Annotated in this window: 18 protein-coding genes; 11 read left to right on the top strand and 7 right to left on the bottom strand. The window is 72.7% G+C overall.

What is annotated here, in order from left to right; genetic code table 11:
* The first annotated feature begins 82 nt into the window (after window positions 1-82).
* Both ABZ919_RS14830 and ABZ919_RS14825 read left to right on the top strand, forming a co-directional pair.
* Window positions 83-1297, top strand: coding sequence for a sensor histidine kinase (locus ABZ919_RS14830; RefSeq protein WP_361247366.1), 1215 nt, complete (start codon window positions 83-85; stop codon window positions 1295-1297).
* Complete coding sequence (locus ABZ919_RS14825) at window positions 1294-1959, top strand: response regulator transcription factor (RefSeq protein WP_361247363.1); 666 nt, start codon at window positions 1294-1296, stop codon at window positions 1957-1959. Before ABZ919_RS14830 ends, ABZ919_RS14825 begins: the two co-directional genes overlap by 4 nt.
* Here the strand turns inward: ABZ919_RS14825 and ABZ919_RS14820 are convergent.
* Both ABZ919_RS14820 and ABZ919_RS14815 read right to left on the bottom strand, forming a co-directional pair.
* Window positions 1920-2204 carry a DUF6332 family protein gene (locus tag ABZ919_RS14820; protein ID WP_361247361.1) on the bottom strand — a complete coding sequence of 95 codons (285 nt, stop codon included), beginning with the start codon at window positions 2202-2204 and terminating at the stop codon, window positions 1920-1922. The genes ABZ919_RS14825 and ABZ919_RS14820 overlap by 40 nt on opposite strands.
* Before the next feature lie 71 nt (window positions 2205-2275).
* Window positions 2276-3763, bottom strand: coding sequence for an MFS transporter (locus ABZ919_RS14815; protein WP_361247358.1), 1488 nt, complete (start codon window positions 3761-3763; stop codon window positions 2276-2278).
* Window positions 3764-3848: 85 nt separating this feature from the next.
* Here ABZ919_RS14815 and ABZ919_RS14810 point away from each other — a divergent pair, with 85 nt between their 5' ends.
* A complete protein-coding gene (locus ABZ919_RS14810) occupies window positions 3849-4244 on the top strand; it encodes a MarR family transcriptional regulator (protein WP_361247356.1) in 396 nt (131 codons plus the stop codon).
* Between the two features lie 7 nt (window positions 4245-4251).
* On the opposite strand, the gene ABZ919_RS14805 is transcribed toward ABZ919_RS14810, so the two are convergent.
* The gene (locus ABZ919_RS14805) at window positions 4252-4992 is read right to left on the bottom strand and encodes a maleylpyruvate isomerase family mycothiol-dependent enzyme (RefSeq protein WP_361247353.1); all 741 of its coding nucleotides are present in this window, start codon (window positions 4990-4992) and stop codon (window positions 4252-4254) included.
* Window positions 4993-5127: 135 nt separating this feature from the next.
* The gene (locus ABZ919_RS14800; RefSeq protein WP_361247350.1) at window positions 5128-6306 is read right to left on the bottom strand and encodes an MFS transporter; all 1179 of its coding nucleotides are present in this window, start codon (window positions 6304-6306) and stop codon (window positions 5128-5130) included.
* A gap of 273 nt (window positions 6307-6579) precedes the next feature.
* On the opposite strand from ABZ919_RS14800, the gene ABZ919_RS14795 reads away from it, so the two are divergent.
* Window positions 6580-7761, top strand: a complete 1182-nt coding sequence (locus ABZ919_RS14795) for a serine hydrolase domain-containing protein (protein WP_361247347.1) — start codon at window positions 6580-6582, stop codon at window positions 7759-7761.
* A gap of 1179 nt (window positions 7762-8940) precedes the next feature.
* Window positions 8941-9336, top strand: coding sequence for a luciferase family protein (locus tag ABZ919_RS14790; RefSeq protein WP_361247344.1), 396 nt, complete (start codon window positions 8941-8943; stop codon window positions 9334-9336).
* Between the two features lie 26 nt (window positions 9337-9362).
* Here ABZ919_RS14790 and ABZ919_RS14785 read toward each other — a convergent pair whose 3' ends face one another.
* Window positions 9363-10142 carry a DeoR/GlpR family DNA-binding transcription regulator gene (locus ABZ919_RS14785; protein WP_361247341.1) on the bottom strand — a complete coding sequence of 260 codons (780 nt, stop codon included), beginning with the start codon at window positions 10140-10142 and terminating at the stop codon, window positions 9363-9365.
* Window positions 10143-10296: 154 nt separating this feature from the next.
* Between ABZ919_RS14785 and ABZ919_RS14780 the strand changes: the two genes are divergently transcribed.
* Together ABZ919_RS14780 and ABZ919_RS14775 are read left to right on the top strand one after the other, a co-directional pair.
* Window positions 10297-11178: a sugar isomerase gene (locus ABZ919_RS14780; protein WP_361247338.1), complete on the top strand. Its 882-nt coding sequence runs from the start codon at window positions 10297-10299 to the stop codon at window positions 11176-11178.
* Window positions 11179-11210: 32 nt separating this feature from the next.
* Window positions 11211-12068 (top strand): class II fructose-bisphosphate aldolase, encoded by an 858-nt coding sequence (locus ABZ919_RS14775; protein WP_361247335.1) that lies wholly within the window; start codon window positions 11211-11213, stop codon window positions 12066-12068.
* Here the strand turns inward: ABZ919_RS14775 and ABZ919_RS14770 are convergent.
* A complete protein-coding gene (locus ABZ919_RS14770) occupies window positions 12065-13198 on the bottom strand; it encodes a methyltransferase (RefSeq protein WP_361247610.1) in 1134 nt (377 codons plus the stop codon). The genes ABZ919_RS14775 and ABZ919_RS14770 overlap by 4 nt on opposite strands.
* Window positions 13199-13278: 80 nt before the next feature.
* On the opposite strand from ABZ919_RS14770, the gene ABZ919_RS14765 reads away from it, so the two are divergent.
* The 4 genes from ABZ919_RS14765 (at window position 13279) to ABZ919_RS14750 (ending at window position 17280) form a co-directional block, all read left to right on the top strand.
* Window positions 13279-13929 carry an alpha-ketoglutarate-dependent dioxygenase AlkB gene (locus ABZ919_RS14765; RefSeq protein WP_361247332.1) on the top strand — a complete coding sequence of 217 codons (651 nt, stop codon included), beginning with the start codon at window positions 13279-13281 and terminating at the stop codon, window positions 13927-13929.
* A 48-nt stretch (window positions 13930-13977) separates the two neighbouring features.
* On the top strand, window positions 13978-15216 hold the full coding sequence (locus tag ABZ919_RS14760) for an ROK family protein (protein WP_361247329.1): 1239 nt from the start codon (window positions 13978-13980) through the stop codon (window positions 15214-15216).
* 534 nt (window positions 15217-15750) lie between these two features.
* Window positions 15751-16422 carry a helix-turn-helix domain-containing protein gene (locus ABZ919_RS14755; RefSeq protein WP_361247325.1) on the top strand — a complete coding sequence of 224 codons (672 nt, stop codon included), beginning with the start codon at window positions 15751-15753 and terminating at the stop codon, window positions 16420-16422.
* A 231-nt stretch (window positions 16423-16653) separates the two neighbouring features.
* Entirely contained in the window at window positions 16654-17280 is a 627-nt protein-coding gene (locus tag ABZ919_RS14750; protein WP_361247322.1) for a hypothetical protein, read from the top strand.
* Between the two features lie 8 nt (window positions 17281-17288).
* Here ABZ919_RS14750 and ABZ919_RS14745 read toward each other — a convergent pair whose 3' ends face one another.
* Window positions 17289-19019 (bottom strand): acyl-CoA dehydrogenase, encoded by a 1731-nt coding sequence (locus ABZ919_RS14745; protein ID WP_361247608.1) that lies wholly within the window; start codon window positions 19017-19019, stop codon window positions 17289-17291.
* Window positions 19020-19224: the final 205 nt, after the last annotated feature.

Genomic DNA, 19224 nt, shown 5'->3' with positions numbered 1-19224 from the left:
CCGTCGTACTTCCGCGGGAGTACGTGTGATCACCTCGTCCGGCTGACGCCCGGGCCACCCGGCGGCGTCTACGGTGGCCTGCATGGAAGACCAGCGCGCCCCCGGGCAGTGGTGGCGGCACGGCCCGCCGTGGCGGAGCGCCGCGGACGGGGCGGAGCCGCACCGGCCCCACTGGCCCTGGCGCTCCACCGCGCTGCTCACCGCGGTCGTCCTGATCGGCAGCAACTACGCCGGGCACAGCCAGCCCGACCGTGTGCCCCTGGACGGCTACGCGCGCGTGCTGCTGCTCGTCGCCTCGCTCCTGCTCCTGTGGCGCCACCGGCACCCGGTGTTCGTGGCCTTCGGCACCGCCGCGGCGACCCTCGTCCACCTCGCCGGCGGCCACCCCTACGGGCCGGTCTTCCTGACCGTGGCCGTCGCCTGCTTCGGCGCGGTCGTCGCCGGGCACCGGTGGGCGGCCTGGGGCTCCCTCGGCCTGCTGTGGGGCGGGCATGCCCTGGTCGCCCTCTGGCTCTACCGCTGGCTCCCGCCCTCGGGCGACCAGGGCGCGGGCGTCTATCAGGAGATCGGCATCGCCGCCTGGGGGCTGGCGATCCTCGCCCTGTCCGAGCTGGTGCGGGTGCGGCGCGAGCAGTGGGCGCGGGAGCGCGCCGACCGGCTGGAGGCGGCGCGACGCCGCGCGGACGACGAACGGCTGCGCATCGCCCGCGAGTTGCACGACGTCCTCGCGCACAGCATCTCCGTCATCAACGTCCAGGCCGGCATGGGGCTCGCGCTGCTCGACAGCGACCCGGAGCAGGCGCGGACCGCCCTCACCACCATCAAGGCCGCCAGTAAGGAGGCCCTCGGCGAGGTGCGCCAGGTCCTCGACACCCTGCGCGCGTCCGGCGTCGCGCCGCGCGCCCCCGCCCCCGGCCTGGACCGGCTGCCGGAGCTGGTGCAGCAGGCGGCTGCCGCCGGGCTGACCGTGGAGATCGAGGGCGAGCCACCGAAGCTCCCGCCCGGCGCCGACCTCGCCGCCTTCCGTATCGTGCAGGAGGCCCTGACCAACGTCGTACGGCACTCCGGATCGCGGCACGCGCGCGTGCGGTTCGCCCATGACGGCGACGCGCTGCGGCTGCGCATCGACGACGACGGGCCCGCCACCGGCGCCGACGCCGGAGGCAGCGGGAACGGCCTGGCCGGCATGCGGGAACGGGCGGCCGCCCTCGGGGGCACCATCGAGGCGGGCCCGCGCCCCGACGGCGGCTTCCGGGTGCTCGCGGTACTGCCGTCGCAGATCAGGGAGGTCCAGTGATCCGGGTACTGCTCGCCGACGACCAGTCGCTCGTGCGGGCCGGTTTCAGGGCGTTGCTCGACGCCCAGCCGGACATCGAGGTGGCCGGGGAGGCGTCCGACGGTCAGGAGGCGCTGCGCCGGGTGCGCGAACTGCGCCCGGCCGTCGTCCTGATGGACATCCGCATGCCCCTGCTGGACGGCCTCGCCGCGACCCGGCGCATCACCGCGGACGCGGAGCTGAAGGACGTGAAGGTGGTCATGCTCACCACCTTCCAACTGGACGAGTACGTCTTCGAGGCGATCCGCTCCGGTGCCTCGGGCTTCCTGGTGAAGGACACCGAACCCGACGAACTGCTGCGCGCGGTACGGGCGGTGGTCCAGGGTGACGCGCTGCTGTCGCCGGGTGTCACCCGCCGGCTGATCGCCGAGTTCGCGGCCCGCTCCAAGGAACCCGCGGCGGCGGACGCCCTGGCTCGGCTCACCGAACGGGAACGGGAGGTGATGGCGCTGGTCGGCATCGGTCTGTCCAACGAGGAGATCGCCCGTCGGCTGGTGGTCAGCCCGCTCACCGCCAAGACCCATGTGAGCCGCACGATGGTGAAGCTGGGCGCGCGCGACCGAGCCCAACTCGTCGTGCTCGCCTATGAGTCCGGGTTGGTGCGGCCCGGCTGGCTGGGCTGAGCCGCCTGCCGGAAGCGCACCAGCACGCTGATCACCCGGGCCATGAACACGACCGGCGCGACCGCCGCCCCGAGCCGCAGCAGCGCCGTGGACAGCAGGTGCGGCAGATCGAACAGGAGCGCGGGCCCGGCGAGGGCCCCGAACAGCACCGCCGCCGCGAAGGCGGCGCTCACCAGCGCGTAACCGGTCTCGACCGTCGCCGCGTCCCGTTGTGCCTTGGTGCGGCGTCCCCCGTGTGCGTGCATCCCGTCAGCTTCACAGACACGCGCCCGGCGGGGCAATCGGCCCCGCCGGGCGCACGCCGGGAGGCTCCCCCCTAGTCACGGACCGCCACGCGATCCGCGCTCGCCTCCTCCACGGTGGACCTGGCGACCACGAGGGACTGCGGGGTGCGACGGCCGCGCAGACCGGTGAGCGTGATCAGCAGGCCGGCCGCCGCGACGGCCGTGACGACCAGGAAGCCGGGCCGGTAGCTGTCGAGGACGGCCTGCGGGGTGGCGTGCACGGGGGCGCCCGCGGTCACCACGGCCGTGACCACCGCCAGGAAGATCGCCCCGCCCACCTGTACCGAGGTGTTGAGCAGACCGGAGACCATGCCCTGCTCGTGGTCCTCGACCCCGTTGGTGGCCTGGATGTTGAGCGACGGGAAGACCAGCGCGCAGGCCGCGCCGATCAGCAGCATGGACGGCAGGATCACGGCCGCGTACACCGGGTCGAGGTCGACGCGCAGGAACAGCGCGTAGCCGAGGACCATGAAGGTGAAGCCCGTGGCGATCAGGCGCGGGGTGCCGAACCGGTCGACGATCGCGCCGACCTTGGTCGAGGACACCGCCACCAGCACGCCCGCCGGGAGGAAGGCGAGGGCCGTGTGCAGTGCCGACCAGCCGAGCAGGGACTGCATGTACAGCGTCGTCAGGAACTGGAAGCCCACGTAACTGCCGAAGAAGGCGATCGCGCCGAGCTGGGCGCGGACCTGGCTGCCCGAGCGCAGCACGCCCAGCCGGATCAGCGGGCCTGGCGAGCGCCGCTCCACCAGGACGAAGGCGGTCAGCAGCACCGCGACGGTGAGGAAGGACAGCAGGGTGCGGGCCGAGGCCCAGCCGGCCTGAGGGGCCTGGACGACGGTGAACACCAGCAGCAGCATCGACGCGGTGCCGAGGACGGCGCCCGGGATGTCGTAGCCGTCGTGGTTCTGCTCGCGGGCGCTGCGCGGCAGCAGCCGCAGACCGGCGAGCAGGGCGACGAGCGCGATCGGCGCGGGGAGCAGCATGGTGAAGCGCCAGCTGGCCTCGGTGAGCAGGCCTGAGAGGACCAGGCCCATGGAGAAGCCGGTGGCGGCGCAGGTGGTGTAGATGGACAGGGCGCGGTTGCGCAGCGGGCCCTCGGGGAAAGTCGTGGTGATGATCGACAGGCCGGCCGGTGCCGTGAAGGCCGCGCTCAGGCCCTTGACGAAACGGCTGGCGATCAGCAGCGGACCGGAGTCCACCAGCCCGCCGAGCAGCGAGGCGAGCGCGAAGACCCCGAGGGCGGCGAGGAACACCTGGCGCCGGCCGAGCAGGTCGGCGGTGCGGCCGCCGAGGAGGAGCAGGCCGCCGTAGCCGAGGATGTAACCGCTGACGATCCATTGCAGCGTCGACGTGGACAGGTGGAGGTCGGAGCCGATGGACGGCAGTGCGACGCCGACCATCGACACGTCCAGCGCGTCCAGGAACATCGCCGCGCAGAGCACCAGCAGGGTGCCCCACAGCCGGGGAGTCCAGCGAACGGCCGCGGACGGCGCGGAGGAGGTGAGCGGAGAGGTCATGCCGACGACACTACATGCGTATGCATGAGATGCAAACGCATTTAATTCCGATGCAACAATCTTCTTTCTCTGCTACCTTGCGCTCATGGCGTCGAACAGGGCCGATCAGGCGCTCGCGGAGCAGTGGCGGGAGATCCTCGCCCTGCACGCCCGCACCCAGTGCGAACTGGACCGGGCGCTGCACGGACACGGGCTGTGCGCCAGCGACTTCGAGGTCCTCGATCTGCTGGCCGAGGAGGCGGCGGACGGTGGCTGTGCCCGCCGTGTGCAGGAGATCTCCGAGCGCGTCCATCTCAGCCAGAGCGCGCTGTCCCGGCTCATCGGCCGCCTGGAGAAGGACGGTCTGGTCGAGCGCGCCATGTGTGCCGAGGACCGGCGCGGGGTGCGCGTGGCGCTCACCGCGAAGGGGTGCGCGCTGCACGGCGAGGTGCGGCCGGTACAGCGCGCGGTACTGACCCGGATGCTGGCCGACGCCGACTGAAAAGGCGTCAGATCGCGCTCTTCTCCAGCCACAGGGCGGCGAGGGAGTGGTCGCCGGACACGTTCGGCAGCGGCCGGCGGTTCCACAGAGCCAGATACAACTCGTCGGCGGGCCCGGACAGTTCGGCCGCCGCCGTGCCGCTCTCCTCGCGCACGGTCACCGGCGGCTTGGCCGTGAGCCGTACGGTCCACACCGCGTCCGCCCCCGCGTCCAGCGCGCGCACCCGCAGCACGCGCGGCTCCGGCGTGCGCAGGCGGCTCCTGGAGCGGGCGTGGAACCCGCGCAGCAGCTCGTCGATGCCGTCCACCGCGAAGTCCGGCGCGATCGGCGACACGGTACCGCCACGCGCGGCCTCGGCGTCGTACCGGTGCACGGCCGTCTCGTGCGCCTGCCGGCGTGTCCAGAATGCCAGCGGTGACGGGCTGGGTGCCGGGAGGAAGGTCCAGCACTCCACGTCGGCGGGCGCGGCGGCCAAGGTGTCGACCAGCAGGCGGTGACTGTCCCGGTACCAGCCGACCAGTTCGGCGCCGTCCAGTTCGGGGAGGTCGCCGAAGGGGCGAGGTTCGGTGAGTGCGTCGGCGACGAAGGCCGCGGCCCACCGGTGCACCGCGCCGGTGTGCCGCAGCAGGTCACGCACCTGCCACTCCGGGCAGCTCGGCACCTTGGCATCGGTCCCCGCCGCGGCAGCGGCCGCCGCGAGCAACCGGCCCTCCCGGTCCAGGGTCTGAAGGAAGTCGGCAGTGTCCATGGGTGTGAGTGTGCCGGATGGAGCGCGCCCGCCGGCCGGTACTTCCGAGTGGTGGACGGCGGGCGCTCTCCCGGGGGCAGGGGTGCGCGTGTGTCTTAGGTGCGTCGAGGAGCTCCCGCCCCGTTCGGCGCTCCCTCAGCCGCCCATGGCCCCTCGCGTGGACACCCCGATGGCGGCGGCGACGGCGGCCAGCGCCGCCACGCTGGTGAGGGCGACCGGCAGGGAGAACCAGGCGGCCATGAACCCGATCGCGGGCGGCCCGAGCAGCATGCCTCCGTACCCCAGTGTCGAAGCGACGGCCACGCCGGACGGACCGGTCAGTGCGCCCGCCCGCTCCACGGCGACCGGGAAGAGGTTGGCCAGGCCGAGCCCGGTGACGGCGAAGCCGATCAGCGCGAGCCACACATAGGGCGCCAGAGAGCCGAGCAGCATGCCCGCCGCCGCGACCGTGCCGCCGGCGATCACCGTGCGGGCGCGGCCGAGGCGCTCCAGAAGAGTCGTGCCGGTGGCCCGGCCCACGGTCATGGCCAGCGCGAAGCACGAGTACCCGGCCGCTGCCACGCCGGAGGACGCCGCGAGGTCCTGCTGGAGGTGGAGCGCGCCCCAGTCGGCCATGGCGCCCTCGCCGTAGGCGGTGCACAGCGCGACCAGCCCGAGGACCACGACCAGCCCCCTGCCGCCGGCCCAGCGCGGTGCGGCCCGGTCCGTCTCCGGCTGCGCGGCGCGGGTGCGGTCCGCGGGCGCGGGCGGCTCCAGCCGCAGCAGGACGCGTCCGGCGACGGCCGTGACGAGCAGCCCGATCAGCGTGAGGCCGAGCAGATGGCGCGCGGGGGAGAGGGTGCCGGCGACCAGACCGCCGAGACCGGCGCCGGTCATGCCGCCGAGACTGAACGCGGCGTGGAACGTGGGCATGATGGGTCGCCGCAACGCGGCCACCAGGTCGACGGCGGCGCTGTTGAACGCGACGTTGATGCCGCCGTAGGCGGCGCCGAAGAGCAGGAGTACGGCGCCGAGGGCGGCCGCGGAGTGGGTCAGCGGCGGCAGGCTGACGCTGAGGGACAGCAGGACGGCGCAGACCACGGTGACCGGATGGCTGCCGTGGCGACGGCACAGCCGCCCGGTCAGGGTCATGGTGACGACGGCGCCCGCGGAGACGCCGAGGAGGGCGAGGCCCAGGGCGCTGGTCGAGGCGTCGGTCTGCTGCTTGATGGCGGGGATACGGACGACCCAGCCCGCGAAGACGAAGCCGTCGAGGGCGAAGAAGGCGGTGAGAGCGACACGGAGGCGGACCAGGTCGAGGCTGCCACCCGGCACGACGCTGTGCGATCGGGGTTTGTTTAGTTGCGGCACAAAGTCAGGCTAGGCGGGGCCGTGGGAGCGGGGCAAGCCGGAGTGCCGAGGGACGAGGCGACCCCGGCCGCGTCCCGGGGGCCGGGAGGCCCCCGCCGGAACCCGTGCGTTTCGCTCAACACCCGGCCACCGCCTGACTTTTGGTGCTCGAACGCCCTGCACGCGACACCTGTGACCTACGCTGCCGCCGGCGGCACCGCACGAGCACGGCACACAGACGACTCCCAGGAGCGCGGAATGGCGATACGGAAGAGATCAAGGGCCGGCGTGGTCGGTCTGGCAGCGGTCGCGATGGCGGCCACCGCCTTCACGGGTCCCGCCCAGGCGTCGCGGGACACGGCCTCCGCGTCGGTCGGCCATCAAGGCACACAGCGCGCGATGGACGCGGCCGTGAAAGCCGGTGTCCCCGGCATCACCGCCGAAGCACGCGATGCCGCCGGAGTCTGGAAGTCGGCATCGGGCGTCGGCAACCTGAAGACGGGTGCGCCGCGCGGCAAGAACGACCGCTTCCGCGTCGGCAGCATCACCGACACGTTCGTGGCAACCGTCCTCCTCCAGATGGAGGCGGAGAAGAGACTCAGCCTCGACGACACCGTGGACCGTTACCTGCCGGACTTGGTGTCGGGCAACGGCAACGACGGCCGCAAGATCACCGTACGGCAGCTTCTCAACCACACCAGCGGTCTGTTCGACTACCTCACCGACACCGAGTACGACGAGACGTACGTGTTCGGCGACGGCTTCCTCCAGCACCGGTACGACACGCTGACGCCCGAGCAGCGCGTGAAGGTGGCCCTCGCCCACGAGCCGCTGTTCGAGCCCGGTTCCAGGCACGCGTTCTCCCACACCAACGACGTCCTGGCCGCGCTGGTCGTCGAGAAGATCGGCGGCAGGCCGTACGAGGACGAGGTGCGCGACCGCATCATCCGACCCCTGGGACTCAAGGCGACGTCCAACCCCGGCAACGGCAGCCGCCTGCCCCACCCGAGCACCCGCGGCTACTCCAAGCTCTTCCCGGCGCAGCCGGACCGCATCGACGACGTCACCGAGATGAACGGGTCCCAGGGCTGGGGCGACAGCGACATCATCTCCAGCGCGGACGATCTGAACCGGTTCTTCGGCGCCCTGATGCGCGGGAAGCTGCTGCCCCCGCGACAGCTGGAGGAGATGAAGACGACCGTCGACGATCCCGAGTTCCCGGGCTCGTCCTACGGACTCGGCATCGAACGGCTCACGATGGGCTGCGGCACCACCCTGTGGTACCACGACGGCGGCGCGATCGGGTGGCTCTCCCTGGCCACCTTCACCGAGGACGGCCGTCACCAACTCACCTTCGACTACAACAGCAACTGGGGAGCGGAGACCGTCTTTCCCATCCTGAACGCCGAGTACTGCGCCCCGCCCGCCGGCTCACGCTGAGGCGGGCGGCGACGGCGCCCCGTCCCGGACCAGGGCCCCAGGACCGCCACGGCCCGCACCCTCCGGTGCGGGCCGTGGCGGTCGGACCGGGGCTCTCCCGCCTGCCCCGCCCCGCCGCGGCCGGAGCCCGGAGCAGGCCGGAGCCCTCGCGCCGGGTGCGGGACCCAGCCGCGTGACTCGGCTGATGGGACTCGGCTCGGCCGATGTGACTCCGCTTCCGCACCCGGATCGGCGATGCGACCGTCACGCCCACGCGAATCGGCCGGCTCCGCGCCGCCGGCGGCGTCGACGACAAGGGCCTTGCGAACGTTCATGGCGCGGGCGCCGGGACGGCGCGCTCGGCGGCGCGCTCTCCCACGGCGCCATGGATCAGGGGGCGACTCAAGCGCCTCCGGCAGCTCTGCCGGCTGTCCCTCCAGGGCCTTCACCACACCGTCGCGCCGCCTCTCGGCCGGGGACGCCGACCGAGGGTCGGCGAGGACGGCCTCCTCGTCCCTGGCCGTGCCCGTCGAGGACGGCCCGCGCCACAGACGGCGCGGAGGGCCCCGGGACGTCGGGGAGCGGGCCATGCGGGTGGCGAGGGGGCCGGCCGGTACGGCGTCGCCCCCGCCCTGTCCTGCCGGCAGGACGCGCAGCGACCACGGAGGGGAGGCCGCGGCGGCCGAACTCCTCGACAGCAGCGGCGTGCCGGTGAACAGGTCCCTGCAGCGGGCGCGTGCGGCGCTGGGCGACCGACCCACCGAGAAAGGCCGGGTCTTTCCCCTGTGGCGGCCGGTTCGCCGTCAGGTCCCCGCCCGTGTGCACGGCCGGCCCGCGTCCGGCAGCTGTCCGCCTGAGTCCGCAGCCCGGCCGCACGCCCTTGAGGAGGCTGGTCGTTCTCACCCTGCGAGACGAACGGATCTCCGCCATCACCCGGTTCGGCGACATCGTCCTCCTGTGACGGCTTGACCGCCCCGAACGCTCTACACCCGGGGCCCGGATGTCCACCCGGCCGCCGATATGGCATTGACCTGCGGTGACTTGAGTACTCGCGGGAACGACGGCGGCGCGGATCGGGGCAATTGTCCGCCTTGTTGGGGGTGCTTCAAGGTCTCCGTGTCCGGACCGTGGCCGGATACAGGTCGGTTAATGCTTGCTCACGAGCTGGTTGCCGACGGGTGAGCGGTCCATGATGGGCCCATGACGTTGGCCTCGCGCGCGCTCGCGCAACTGGCGACCTGGCCCGACCTGAGTCGGGCGGTGCCGAGCTGCGGCCTGGGACAGGCGGTGAGTTCGGCCCAGGGCGAGATCGCCCACTTCCACTCGGACCGGGATGTCGATCTGCGGCTGACCGACCGGGCGATCAGGCGGTTCGCCAAGGACCTCAGGGACTCGGGTGCGATCAGGATCGTGCCCGGCTCGCAGTGGGTCACCCTGCGCCTCGACGCGGCGAGCGACGTCGACCTGCTGCTGACCCTGGTGAGCGTGGCACTGCAGGCCCAGCAGACCTGGCCCGACCCGCTCGACCGGCCGCCGGCGGGCTGCAACGACCAGCGCGGCGCGGGGTTCGTCAAGACCGACTTCGGCGGTGTCTGAGCCGTCCTCGGCCGGCCCGGCACCCGTCAGACCGTCAGGACGCGGATCCCCGCCTCCTCGAAGCGGCGTACCGTCTCCTGTTCCGCGGCCGTGTCCGTCACGAGCGTGTCGACCAGCTCCGCCCCGCAGATCCGGGCGAACGCCCGCCGGCCCAGCTTGCTGGAGTCCGCGGCGACCACCACCCGTTCGGCGCGCTCGCACAGCAGCCGGTTGATGGCGGCCTCCGCCTCGTCGTGGGCCGCCGCGCCGTGCGTGACGTCGAAGGCGACGACACCGAGGACCGCCACGTCGAGGGTGATCTGCCCGAGCACCCCGTCCGCGAGCGGGCCGATGAGCTCGTACGACTGCGGGCGCGCCACCCCGCCCGTCACCACGATCTTGAACTGGGGCCGCACGGCGAGCTCGTTGGCGATGTTGAGCGCGTTGGTCACGACGGTCAGTGCGGGCGAGCCGGTGGACAGGTCGCCGCGTACGGCCAGGGCACGGGCCACCTCCGTGGTGGTCGTACCGCCGGTCAGCCCCACCGCCTCGCCCGGCGCGGGCAGGTCGGCCACGGCCTTGGCGATGCGCTGCTTCTCCGAGGCGCGGCGGGCCGTCTTGTAACGCAACGGGAGCTCGTACGACACCCCGTGCACCACCGCTCCGCCCCGGGTGCGCACCAGCATCTGCTGCTCGGCGAGCTGGTCGAAGTCCCGGCGGATGGTGGCCGCCGACACCTCCAGCTCGGCCGCCGCCTCCTCGACCTCCAGCCGGCCGCGCTCGACGAGCAGTTCCAGCAGCGCCTTCCAGCGGGCGTCCCGGGACATCCGCACCTCCGTTCTCCGATCGTTTTCCGACCGTTCCCCGACCTCCTGCGATTTCAGGCCGACCCTAGCGCACCCCCATGAGGCTCGAATGCTTGATAGTGCTCGAAACCAGGCAGTATCTTGCAGGAACAATCAGCCAGGGGAGGGTGTGGGCATGTCGCATGTCGAGGACGAGCTGAACAGCCAGCCGGAGTGCTGGATACGGGCGGCCGCGGAGGCGGGGCGGTACCGGGACGCGCTGCCGGCACCGGGGGAGCGGGTCGCGATCGTGGGGTGCGGCACCTCGTACTTCATGGCGCAGGCGGCGGCCGGACTGCGGGAGGGCACCGGCCAGGGCGAGACCGACGCGTTCGCGGCCTCCGAGTTCCCGCTCGGGCGGTCGTACGACCGGGTCGTGGCCCTCACCCGCTCCGGCACCACCACCGAAGTGCTCGGACTCCTGGGCGCGTTGCGGGGCAGGACGCGCACCACGGCGGTCACCGGCGACCCGGACACTCCGGTCATGAGCGCGGCCGACGACCTCGTCGTGCTGGACTTCGCCGACGAACGCTCCGTCGTCCAGACCCGGTTCGCCACCACCGCCCTCACCCTCCTGCGCGCCCATCTCGGCCGGCACGCCGACTCCGTCGTCGCCGACGCCCGCACGGCCCTCTCCACTCCTCTGCCCCAAGGGCTGGTCGACTGCACCCAGTTCACGTTCCTCGGGCGTGGCTGGACCGTCGGGCTCGCCAACGAGGCCGGGCTGAAGATGCGCGAGGCCTCGCTGTCCTGGACCGAGGCGTACCCCGCCATGGAGTACCGGCACGGCCCGATCAGCGTCACCACCGAGGGCACGGCCACCTGGATGCTCGGCGAGGCCCCCGAGGGCCTGGCCCGAGACGTCCACGCCACCGGCGGGTTGTGGATCGGCGGCGGACTCGACCCGCTCGCCGAACTCGTGCGCGTCCAGCGGCTCGCCGTCGCCGTCGCCGCGGCCCGCGGCCTCGACCCCGACCAGCCCCGCCATCTCACCCGCTCGGTGATCCTGGCCCCCTGAGCCCGGCCCGCGCCCCGGAAAGGACACCTCACGTGCCCCTCGCGTCCACCGGCGAGCTGGTCACCGCAGCCGCCGCATCCCGATCCGCCGTCGCCGCGTTCAACGTCATCACCCTCGAACACATCGAGGCCGTCATCGCAGGCGCCGAGTCGGCCGGCACACCAGTCGTGCTCCAGGTCAGCGAGAACGCGGTCAAGTTCCGCTACGGGCGGCTGCTGCCGCTGGCCCGGTCCGCCGTCGCCGCCGCCGAACGCGCCGCGGTGCCCGTCGCGCTGCACCTCGACCATGTGCAGAGCGACGACCTGCTGCGCCAGGCGCCCGACGCCGGGTTCAGCTCGGTGATGTACGACGCCGCCCGGCTGCCGTACGCCGACAACCTCTCCGCCACCCGGGCCGCCGCCGACTGGGCCCACGCCCAGGGGCTGTGGCTCGAGGCCGAGCTGGGCCAGATCGGCGGCAAGGACGGCAGAGCCCCGCTGGACGCCCACGCGCCCGGAGCCCGCACCGATCCGGACCAGGCCCGCGACTTCGTGGCCGGCACCGGCGTCGACGCGCTCGCCGTCGCCATCGGCAGCGTGCACGCGATGACCGAGCGCACCGCCGCTCTCGACCAGGGCCTGCTCAAACGGCTGTCCGCCGCGCTGGCGGTCCCGCTCGTCCTGCACGGCTCCTCCGGTGTCCCGGACGGCGGGCTGGTCGCGGCGGTCGCGGGGGGCATCGCCAAGGTCAACGTGGGTACGGCGCTCAACGTCGCCATGACCGGCGCCATCCGGGACTTCCTCGCGGCCCACCCGGAGGCCGTCGACTCGCGCACGTACCTGAGTGTGGGCCGGGAGGCGATGGCCGACGAGGTGCGCCGGATCATCGCGGTCCTCTCCCGGACTTCCTAGCCCCTCCTGACGGCCTTCAGCACCACGAACTTCGGGTCGGATGCGACCAGTTCACAGTTGCCGAACAACCGCTTCAGCTTCACGTGGTACCCGAGATGCCGGTTCCCGATCACCCACAGCTCACCCCCCGGCCGAAGCGAGCGCAGCGCCCCCGTGAACATCCGCCACGCCGTCGCGTCGCTCGTCGCCTGATGGGAGTGGAACGGCGGGTTGTTCAGGACCAGGTCCACGCTGCCGGGCGCGACCCCGGCCAGACCGTCACCGACCCGGAATTCCGCGTGCCCGGGTACCCCGTTGGCCTTGTACGTCGCCTCCGCCGAGGCCACCGCCTGGAACGACTCGTCCACGAACAGCACCTCGGCCGCCGGATCGGCGAGCGCCACCGCCGTACCGACCACGCCGTTGCCGCACCCGAGGTCCACGACGCGGCCCGCGCCCGGGGCGGGCAGGTGCTGGAGGAAGAACCGGGTGCCGATGTCGAGGCGGTCGGCGCAGAAGACGCCCGCGTGGTTGACGACCGTGCGCCCGGAGGCCACGCCGATGCCGTCCGGCAGCGCGTAGCTGTGCGGCCACGGGTTCGCCGGCCGGACCAGGGCCGGGTCCGGGGTGCAGAAGATCAGCCGGGCCTTCTGCTGCGCCAGGGAGGTCCGGGTCGGCCCGAGGATCCGCTCGAACAGCTGAAGGGTGGAGGTGTGGATCTCCTTCACCATCCCGGTGCCGACGACCACCGTCTCCGCGTGCACGGCGGGCGCAAGACGCAGCAGCTGGTCCTCCAGCAGCGCCAGACTCTTCGGCACCCGCACCAGCAGCACGTCCACCCGGTGCGGCGGCGGGTCCTGGGTGGTCAGCAGCCGGACGGCACCGGGCTCCACACCGGCGCGCGCCAGATTCGCGCGGGTCGCCTCCTGGCTCAGGAACGAGTCGGTGATCTGCGTCGGCCGGTGCTCCGCGAGCGCCGTGGCCAGCGCACCCCAGCGGTCCCCGACCACCACGACCGACCCGGTGAGCGGCACTCTCTCCTCGGCCAGATGGCGCAGCAGGTACGCGTCGGAGGCGTCCCAGGCACGCAGCCGGTCGCGGGAATCCTCGGGGTGGCGGGACAGCTCGACCTGGCCCCACGGTGTCGTCATACGGTCGCTCATCGTGCCTCCCAGGCTAGCGGAGCCGCAGCTCAGCGCTGGTGGGGCGGGCTTGCGGCACGATGGAGCGCATGGACGCGGAGCTTTTCCCCCGGGAGCGCACGGAGGTCGCGCCGGGCGCCGTGCACGTCCCGGACTGGCTGGACGCGGACGGGCAGCGCGAGCTGCTCGCGGCCTGCCGCCGGTGGGCGCGGCCGCCGGCCGGACTGCGCACGGTCCGCACCCCCGGCGGCGGCACCATGACCGCGCGGCAGGTCTGCCTGGGCTGGCACTGGTACCCGTACGCCTACGCACGCACGGCCGTCGACGGCGACGGCGCGCCCGTCAAACCGTTCCCGGCCTGGCTCGGCGAGCTGGGCCGCCGTGCCGTCGACACCGCGCTCGGCGAGCACGGAGGGGAGCCGTACCCGTACGACATCGCGCTGATCAACTTCTACGACGGCGACGCCCGCATGGGCATGCACCGCGACGGCGACGAGCAGACGGACGCGCCGGTGGTCTCCCTCAGCCTGGGCGACACCTGTGTCTTCCGCTTCGGCAACACCGAGACGCGTGCGAGGCCGTACACCGACGTGGAGCTGCGCAGCGGTGACCTGTTCGTCTTCGGCGGGCCCTCCCGGTTCGCCCACCACGGGGTGCCGCGCGTGCACCCGGGCACGGCGCCGCCGGGGCTCGGCCTGTCCGGACGGCTCAACGTCACCCTGCGGGTGAGCGGTCTTTGACCGGCGGCGCAGGCCACCCGGGCTGCGGATCATGGGAGACTCGCCCTCATGAGCGGCAAGGCGGATCCCCGGACGGCGGGGGAGAGGACCACCTCGAGAGCGCGGCTGGACCGGGGGCGCGGCGCCCTCGGCCCCGCGCTGGAGCTGGTGCACACCGGGCGGGCGCCGACCCGGGCCGTGCTCACGGCGGAACTCGGGGTCACCCGGGCGACGGCCGGCGCGGTGGCCGCCGAGCTCGAGGCGCTCGGACTGATCCGGGTGGATGCCCGGCCGGCCGCTGCGGCCGGCTCCCAGGGCCGCCCCTCGCACCGGCTGGAAGTCGCCGAGGACGGACCGGTGGCGCTGGCCGCGCAGGTCCACGCCGACGGCTTCCGGGCCGCTCTGGTCGGCCTCGGCGGGCGGATCGTGGCCACCGCGCCCGGCTGCGAGACCGTCGACGCGGACCCGGCGAAGGTACTCGGCTCGGTCGTCGAGGCGGGTGCGGAACTGCTCGGCACGACCGGCCGCCGCTGCGTCGGCGCCGGGCTCGCCGTGCCGTCCGCCGTCGCCGAACCGGACGGACTCGCCCTCAACCCGCTGCACCTGGCCTGGCCCGTCGGCGCCCCGGTCCGGCGGATCTTCGCGGAGTGCGTGCGCGCCGCCGGCATCACCGGCCCGGCGTTCGCGGGCAACGACGTCAACCTCGCCGCGCTCGCCGAGCACCGGCACGGCGCCGGCCGGGGCGCCCGGGACCTGCTGTGTGTGGCCACCGGGCACCGTGGCGTCGGCGGCGCCCTGGTGCTGGACGGCCGCCTGCACACCGGCAGTTCGGGGCTCGCCCTGGAGGTTGGCCACCTCACCGTCAACCCGGAGGGCCGGCCCTGCCACTGCGGCAGCCGCGGCTGCCTGGACGTCGAGGCCGACCCGCTGGCCCTGCTCGTCGAGGCCGGCCGCGAGCCGGGCCCCGAGGTGTCCCTTCTCCAGCAGGCCAACGACCTGGTGCGCACCCAGTACGCGGACCCGGCCGTCCGGACCGCCGCCGAGGCCCTGATCGACCGCCTGGGCCTGGGCCTGGCCGGACTGGTCAACATCCTCAATCCCGACCGCATCATCCTCGGCGGCCTCCACCGCACCCTCCTGGACGCGGACCCCGGCCGGCTGCGCGCGGTCGTCGCCGACCGCAGCCTGTGGGGTCAGAGCGGCGGAGTGCCGATCCTGCCCTGCACGCTGGACCACAACAGCCTCGTCGGGGCGGCCGAGCTGGCCTGGCAGCCGGTACTGGACGACCCGCTGGGAGCGCTGCGCTGACCGGTGCGGCCGGACCTGTGCGCCCTGCGCGCCCAGGTGGCCCGCGAACGGCTCCGACATCCCCGCCGACGCCCTGACCCGTGGTCGGCCACCCGAGGTGGGTGGGCCACTGAGGGCATCGTGGTCACCGTCCCGCCGCGCCCCGCACGGGAGTTGTGCGGCCGGCACGAGCTGACCATACGGTCCGGCGCGGTCACGGCAGCGCACCCCTTGCCACGCCTCGTCTGCCTGCAGACCTGTGGTCGGCAAACGCTGCGGACCCGCCCCTAGGAGATGCTGCCGCCGCCGGGGTCGATCCCAAAACAGACTGCACGCCTGGTACGGCATGGGAACTGGAGCACGCCAGGATGCGGAACAATGACGGCGGGCTGTGGAGCACACCGATGCGGTGGACGACGTCTGCACACGCCGGCCCCGCGGCCGGCCGCTTCGGCGACTCACCGTGGTGGGCGCCGCCGGCCCGGGCCCGGGGCGAGCGCGGATGCGGCTCGACGGGGGGCGGCAACGCGTCGGATCCACAGGAGGTAAGAGACAGTGCGGCGACCAGTCCAGGACCGGAGCAAGGCCAAGCGGGAGGACCTTCTCGACGCGGCCGCACGGCTGTTCGCGGAACGGGGCTACGCGCATACCACGGTCGAGGACATCCTGAAGCGCGCCTGCATGAGCAAGGGCGCCATGTACCACTACTTCCGCAGCAAACAGGAACTGGCGCAAGCGGTGGTGACGGAGGGTTTCAGCATGGACGCGGCCCAGCGGGGGCTGCCCCGCCTGCAGAGCGTCGTGGACGCCTCCATCGCCCTGGCCGTGCTCACCCCGCAGGTGCCGGTGGTCAAGGCGGCCGCCCGCCTGGCCACCGAGCAGGACCACCCGTTCTACGGCCACCTGTGGCGCGGATACATCCCGCAGGTCACCGCGTTGCTGACCGAGTCGCACGACCTGGGCGAACTGCTGCCCGGGGTGGATCCGGCGCTGACCGCCAGGACGTGGGTGGCCGCCTACACCGGCATAGACATGATGCAGCGTCGCGACTACCACCTGCTCCCTCAGGAGATCGCCCCGATGAACGCGCAGATGGTGCGGGGCATCGCCACGCCGGAGACGCTGATGCGTCTGGACGTCTCGGTGGAGCGGGGGTACAGGCTGATGCAGGAGTCCCGGTGGGCGGCGGGTTACCTCAGCAGCGCGAAGGAGCGCGAGCGGCCGTAGCGCAGGGCCCGGTCACGGGCCCCAGCGGTGGGCGCCGAAACCCCAGGCAGGCAAAGCCGTCACAGTTTGTGAAGCGCTGCCCATGTCTCTACTTCCAAACCAGACCAGGCGCATGGTTTGATCTGGCCCTGTGGTTCGGGCAGACCGGCGGATCCGCAGCACTCGAAGGCGGTGCACACCGTCCGGTGCACACAGCGACAGACCGCATCCGACACGACGAGGGGAATGCCCATGCACGTCCTGCTACCGGACGACGGGGTGTTCAGGGGGATGTTCCACGTCATCGATGACCCCCTGTTGCACTCCCTGTACTACCACCTGCGGGAGTTAGAGCCGCAGCAGGCCCATCTGGTGCGCGCCGCCTACGACAGTTGGGCCGCGATCTACCAGCGGCTTCCTCCGCCGCTCCAGTGGCAGGAGCTCGTCCTCGACGACGGCGCCCCGCACCGGGCCCCGCAGGGACACCGGCTCCGTGATCCGTACGGGCGGGAGCTCACCCCCCTGTACGTCGTCGACCTGGACCCGAAGCACCTGGACCGGCTGGATGCCTGTCAGCGCATGCTGTCCCAGGCGGAGAAGAGCCCGAACGACCCGCTGGCCGACATCCTCGACGACCTCTCGGACGACCACACGGTGGAGAACTTCCGCCGCGCACTGGCGGTGCTGCGGATCCCCGCGGCGCCCAAGCTGCTGGAGTCCCTCCGCCGCGAGGCACCGGCCGGCCCCGCCAGCACCATCACCCTCGACGCAGACCGGACCGCGGAGCACCACGCCCTGTGCCGCGAGGTCGTCTACCGACTCAGCGCGGGTGACCGGTTCACCTACGCCACTCACAGCGCGCTCCTGCTCCACGCCTGACCCAGCGGTCAGGTCGGCACCGCTTCGCCTGCCACCTCCCGGAGCCGGGGCTGACCCTGCGCCGGTTCCCCTTCCCCGAATGCGGCGAACGCGTCGGCCAGCACGAGGGCATGGGGCCGGAGGGCGACGACGACCGCCTCACGTGCGTCGGGCAGCCGCCGAACCTGCTCGGCGGTGAGCCGTCCATCAGCCATGAGCTCCCCGCTGTGTGCGGCCACCTGGCGCAGGGCGAACAGCCGGTGCAGGTCGGTGAGCAGCTGTCGGGCCTGGGGAGAACGGGCCTGCCGGGCCACCGACAGCAGTTCCTGACCCGCGAGGCGGTGGGCGTGCGCGCCGACGAACTCGAGAGCGGACTCCACGGCCCCGTTCCAGCGGTCCAGTCCCCGGCCGGCGTTCGGGGACCGCAGCCGTGCCCGAGCTCGTTCGCGTGGTATGCGCTCCAGGTCCGCCAGGAGATTCTGCAGGTGCAGCGGATGGTGCAGCGTACGGCTCTCGGGGGGCAGCTCGTCGACCGTGTGGGGAGTGAACCCGCTCGACAGCATCTCCGCCGCCGCCTTGACCCAGATCACCACGTTGTCGCCCTCGGCGGTGATCGTGCCTTCGTTGGCGGCGAGTTGATAGGCGATCCCGGTGGACAGCAGCAGTCCGTGCGCGCCGCAACGCTCCCGGCACTCGGTCATCACCTCCCGCGCCGCCCACGTGATCCAGCCCTTCGCGATGGCCGTCAGCCGTTCGGCGTCCGCGCGCTCGGCGCCCGAGGCCTCGGCCCATCTCCGCACGGCCAACCGCTGCAGAAGGGTGGCGGCGTAGGTGGTCGAGAGGGCGTCCAGGAGCGGGGCGTGATGGCTGCGGTGGTGGAACAGGGGCACGCGCTGCCGGCTCGTACCGGCGGAGGTGACCCGGCTGTGGGCGTGCCGCGTCGCGACCGTCACCGCGTGCCGCATCGTCCCGACGCTGTAGGCACTCATGCACAGCTTGCCCATGGTGACCCGGCCGATCGACCGCAGGAACCGGGCCCTCAGGCTGCGCAGAGTGCTGCTGAACTCCCCCTGCGGGGTCAGGCGTCCGTGCTCCCCCTGGAGAAGCGCAGTGAACGGCAGACGGACATGGTCGAATCGCGTTTCACAGTGATCCAGTGGGCTGCTGGCCGTCTGAGGCAGTCGGCTCACGTGCACACCCGGCAGATGCCGTCCGCCCTCGTCGCTGAGCGGGGTCAGGAACAGGAAGATTCCGTGGTCCTCGCCGTCGACGACCAGGCGGGCGGCCACCAGGGCATCCTTCGCGCCGCCGATCGAGGAGGTGTTGGGCATGAACTTGCAGGCGTCCGGGGTCGGGGTGTGCAGCACGAACCCGCCCGATGTCCGGTCGAGGACGGCGGTCGTCTCCAGTTGCGCGGCGTCGTTGCCGTGCCCCCGCTCGGTGCACAGGAATGTACCGATGCGGTCCATGCGGGTGTACGGGGCCAGGTCTCGGCCCGCGTGGTCGTGATCGAGGAGGCTGCCCAGGAAGAGGTTGAAGTGGATGGAGAGAATGGTGGCCGTTCCGGCGTCCGCGACGCCGGCGTGCTCGTGCAGGGCGGTCAGAGCCACGGGATCGACGGCCAGGGCACAGGGATCGGGCACCGCCGCGTTGACCAGGCGAAGCCGCTCGTAGGACAGTTCCGTGCGCTCCCGGTGGGTCAGCCCTTCCCGGAACGAGAACGTCTCCGAACTGAACAGGCGCCCCCACGGCCCATGGATCTCGGCAGCATCGGCGCCGAAGAGGGCAAGCTGGAGGTCACGCCGGAGGTCGACCAACGGTCCACGCGTCTCGGGAAGTTGAAAGGCGATCACATCGGCACCGTATTGCAGATGGTCCGCCGTTCACAGCATGATCATCGCCACGATTGAGAACGCCCGTTCGGTGGCAGGTACCCATCGAACAGGGTCCGCAACACTGGCCACG

Source organism: Streptomyces sp. NPDC046759, assembly GCF_040645475.1.
GTDB lineage: Bacteria > Actinomycetota > Actinomycetes > Streptomycetales > Streptomycetaceae > Streptomyces.
Note: the sequence above shows the minus strand (reverse complement) of the source record. Positions and strands in the feature narration are given on the sequence as shown.

What these genes read in the sequence shown, in the direction of transcription:
- ABZ919_RS14760 (WP_361247329.1), top strand. Translation starts at nt 13,978, where the DNA reads ATGAGCGGCAAGGCGGATCCCCGGACGGCGGGGGAGAGGACCACCTCG.
- ABZ919_RS14810 (WP_361247356.1), top strand. Translation starts at nt 3,849, where the DNA reads ATGGCGTCGAACAGGGCCGATCAGGCGCTCGCGGAGCAGTGGCGGGAG.
- ABZ919_RS14795 (WP_361247347.1), top strand. Translation starts at nt 6,580, where the DNA reads ATGGCGATACGGAAGAGATCAAGGGCCGGCGTGGTCGGTCTGGCAGCG.
- ABZ919_RS14805 (WP_361247353.1), bottom strand. Translation starts at nt 4,992, where the DNA reads ATGGACACTGCCGACTTCCTTCAGACCCTGGACCGGGAGGGCCGGTTG.
- ABZ919_RS14785 (WP_361247341.1), bottom strand. Translation starts at nt 10,142, where the DNA reads ATGTCCCGGGACGCCCGCTGGAAGGCGCTGCTGGAACTGCTCGTCGAG.
- ABZ919_RS14790 (WP_361247344.1), top strand. Translation starts at nt 8,941, where the DNA reads ATGACGTTGGCCTCGCGCGCGCTCGCGCAACTGGCGACCTGGCCCGAC.
- ABZ919_RS14830 (WP_361247366.1), top strand. Translation starts at nt 83, where the DNA reads ATGGAAGACCAGCGCGCCCCCGGGCAGTGGTGGCGGCACGGCCCGCCG.
- ABZ919_RS14765 (WP_361247332.1), top strand. Translation starts at nt 13,279, where the DNA reads ATGGACGCGGAGCTTTTCCCCCGGGAGCGCACGGAGGTCGCGCCGGGC.
- ABZ919_RS14770 (WP_361247610.1), bottom strand. Translation starts at nt 13,198, where the DNA reads ATGACGACACCGTGGGGCCAGGTCGAGCTGTCCCGCCACCCCGAGGAT.
- ABZ919_RS14780 (WP_361247338.1), top strand. Translation starts at nt 10,297, where the DNA reads ATGTCGCATGTCGAGGACGAGCTGAACAGCCAGCCGGAGTGCTGGATA.
- ABZ919_RS14815 (WP_361247358.1), bottom strand. Translation starts at nt 3,763, where the DNA reads ATGACCTCTCCGCTCACCTCCTCCGCGCCGTCCGCGGCCGTTCGCTGG.
- ABZ919_RS14750 (WP_361247322.1), top strand. Translation starts at nt 16,654, where the DNA reads ATGCACGTCCTGCTACCGGACGACGGGGTGTTCAGGGGGATGTTCCAC.
- ABZ919_RS14820 (WP_361247361.1), bottom strand. Translation starts at nt 2,204, where the DNA reads ATGCACGCACACGGGGGACGCCGCACCAAGGCACAACGGGACGCGGCG.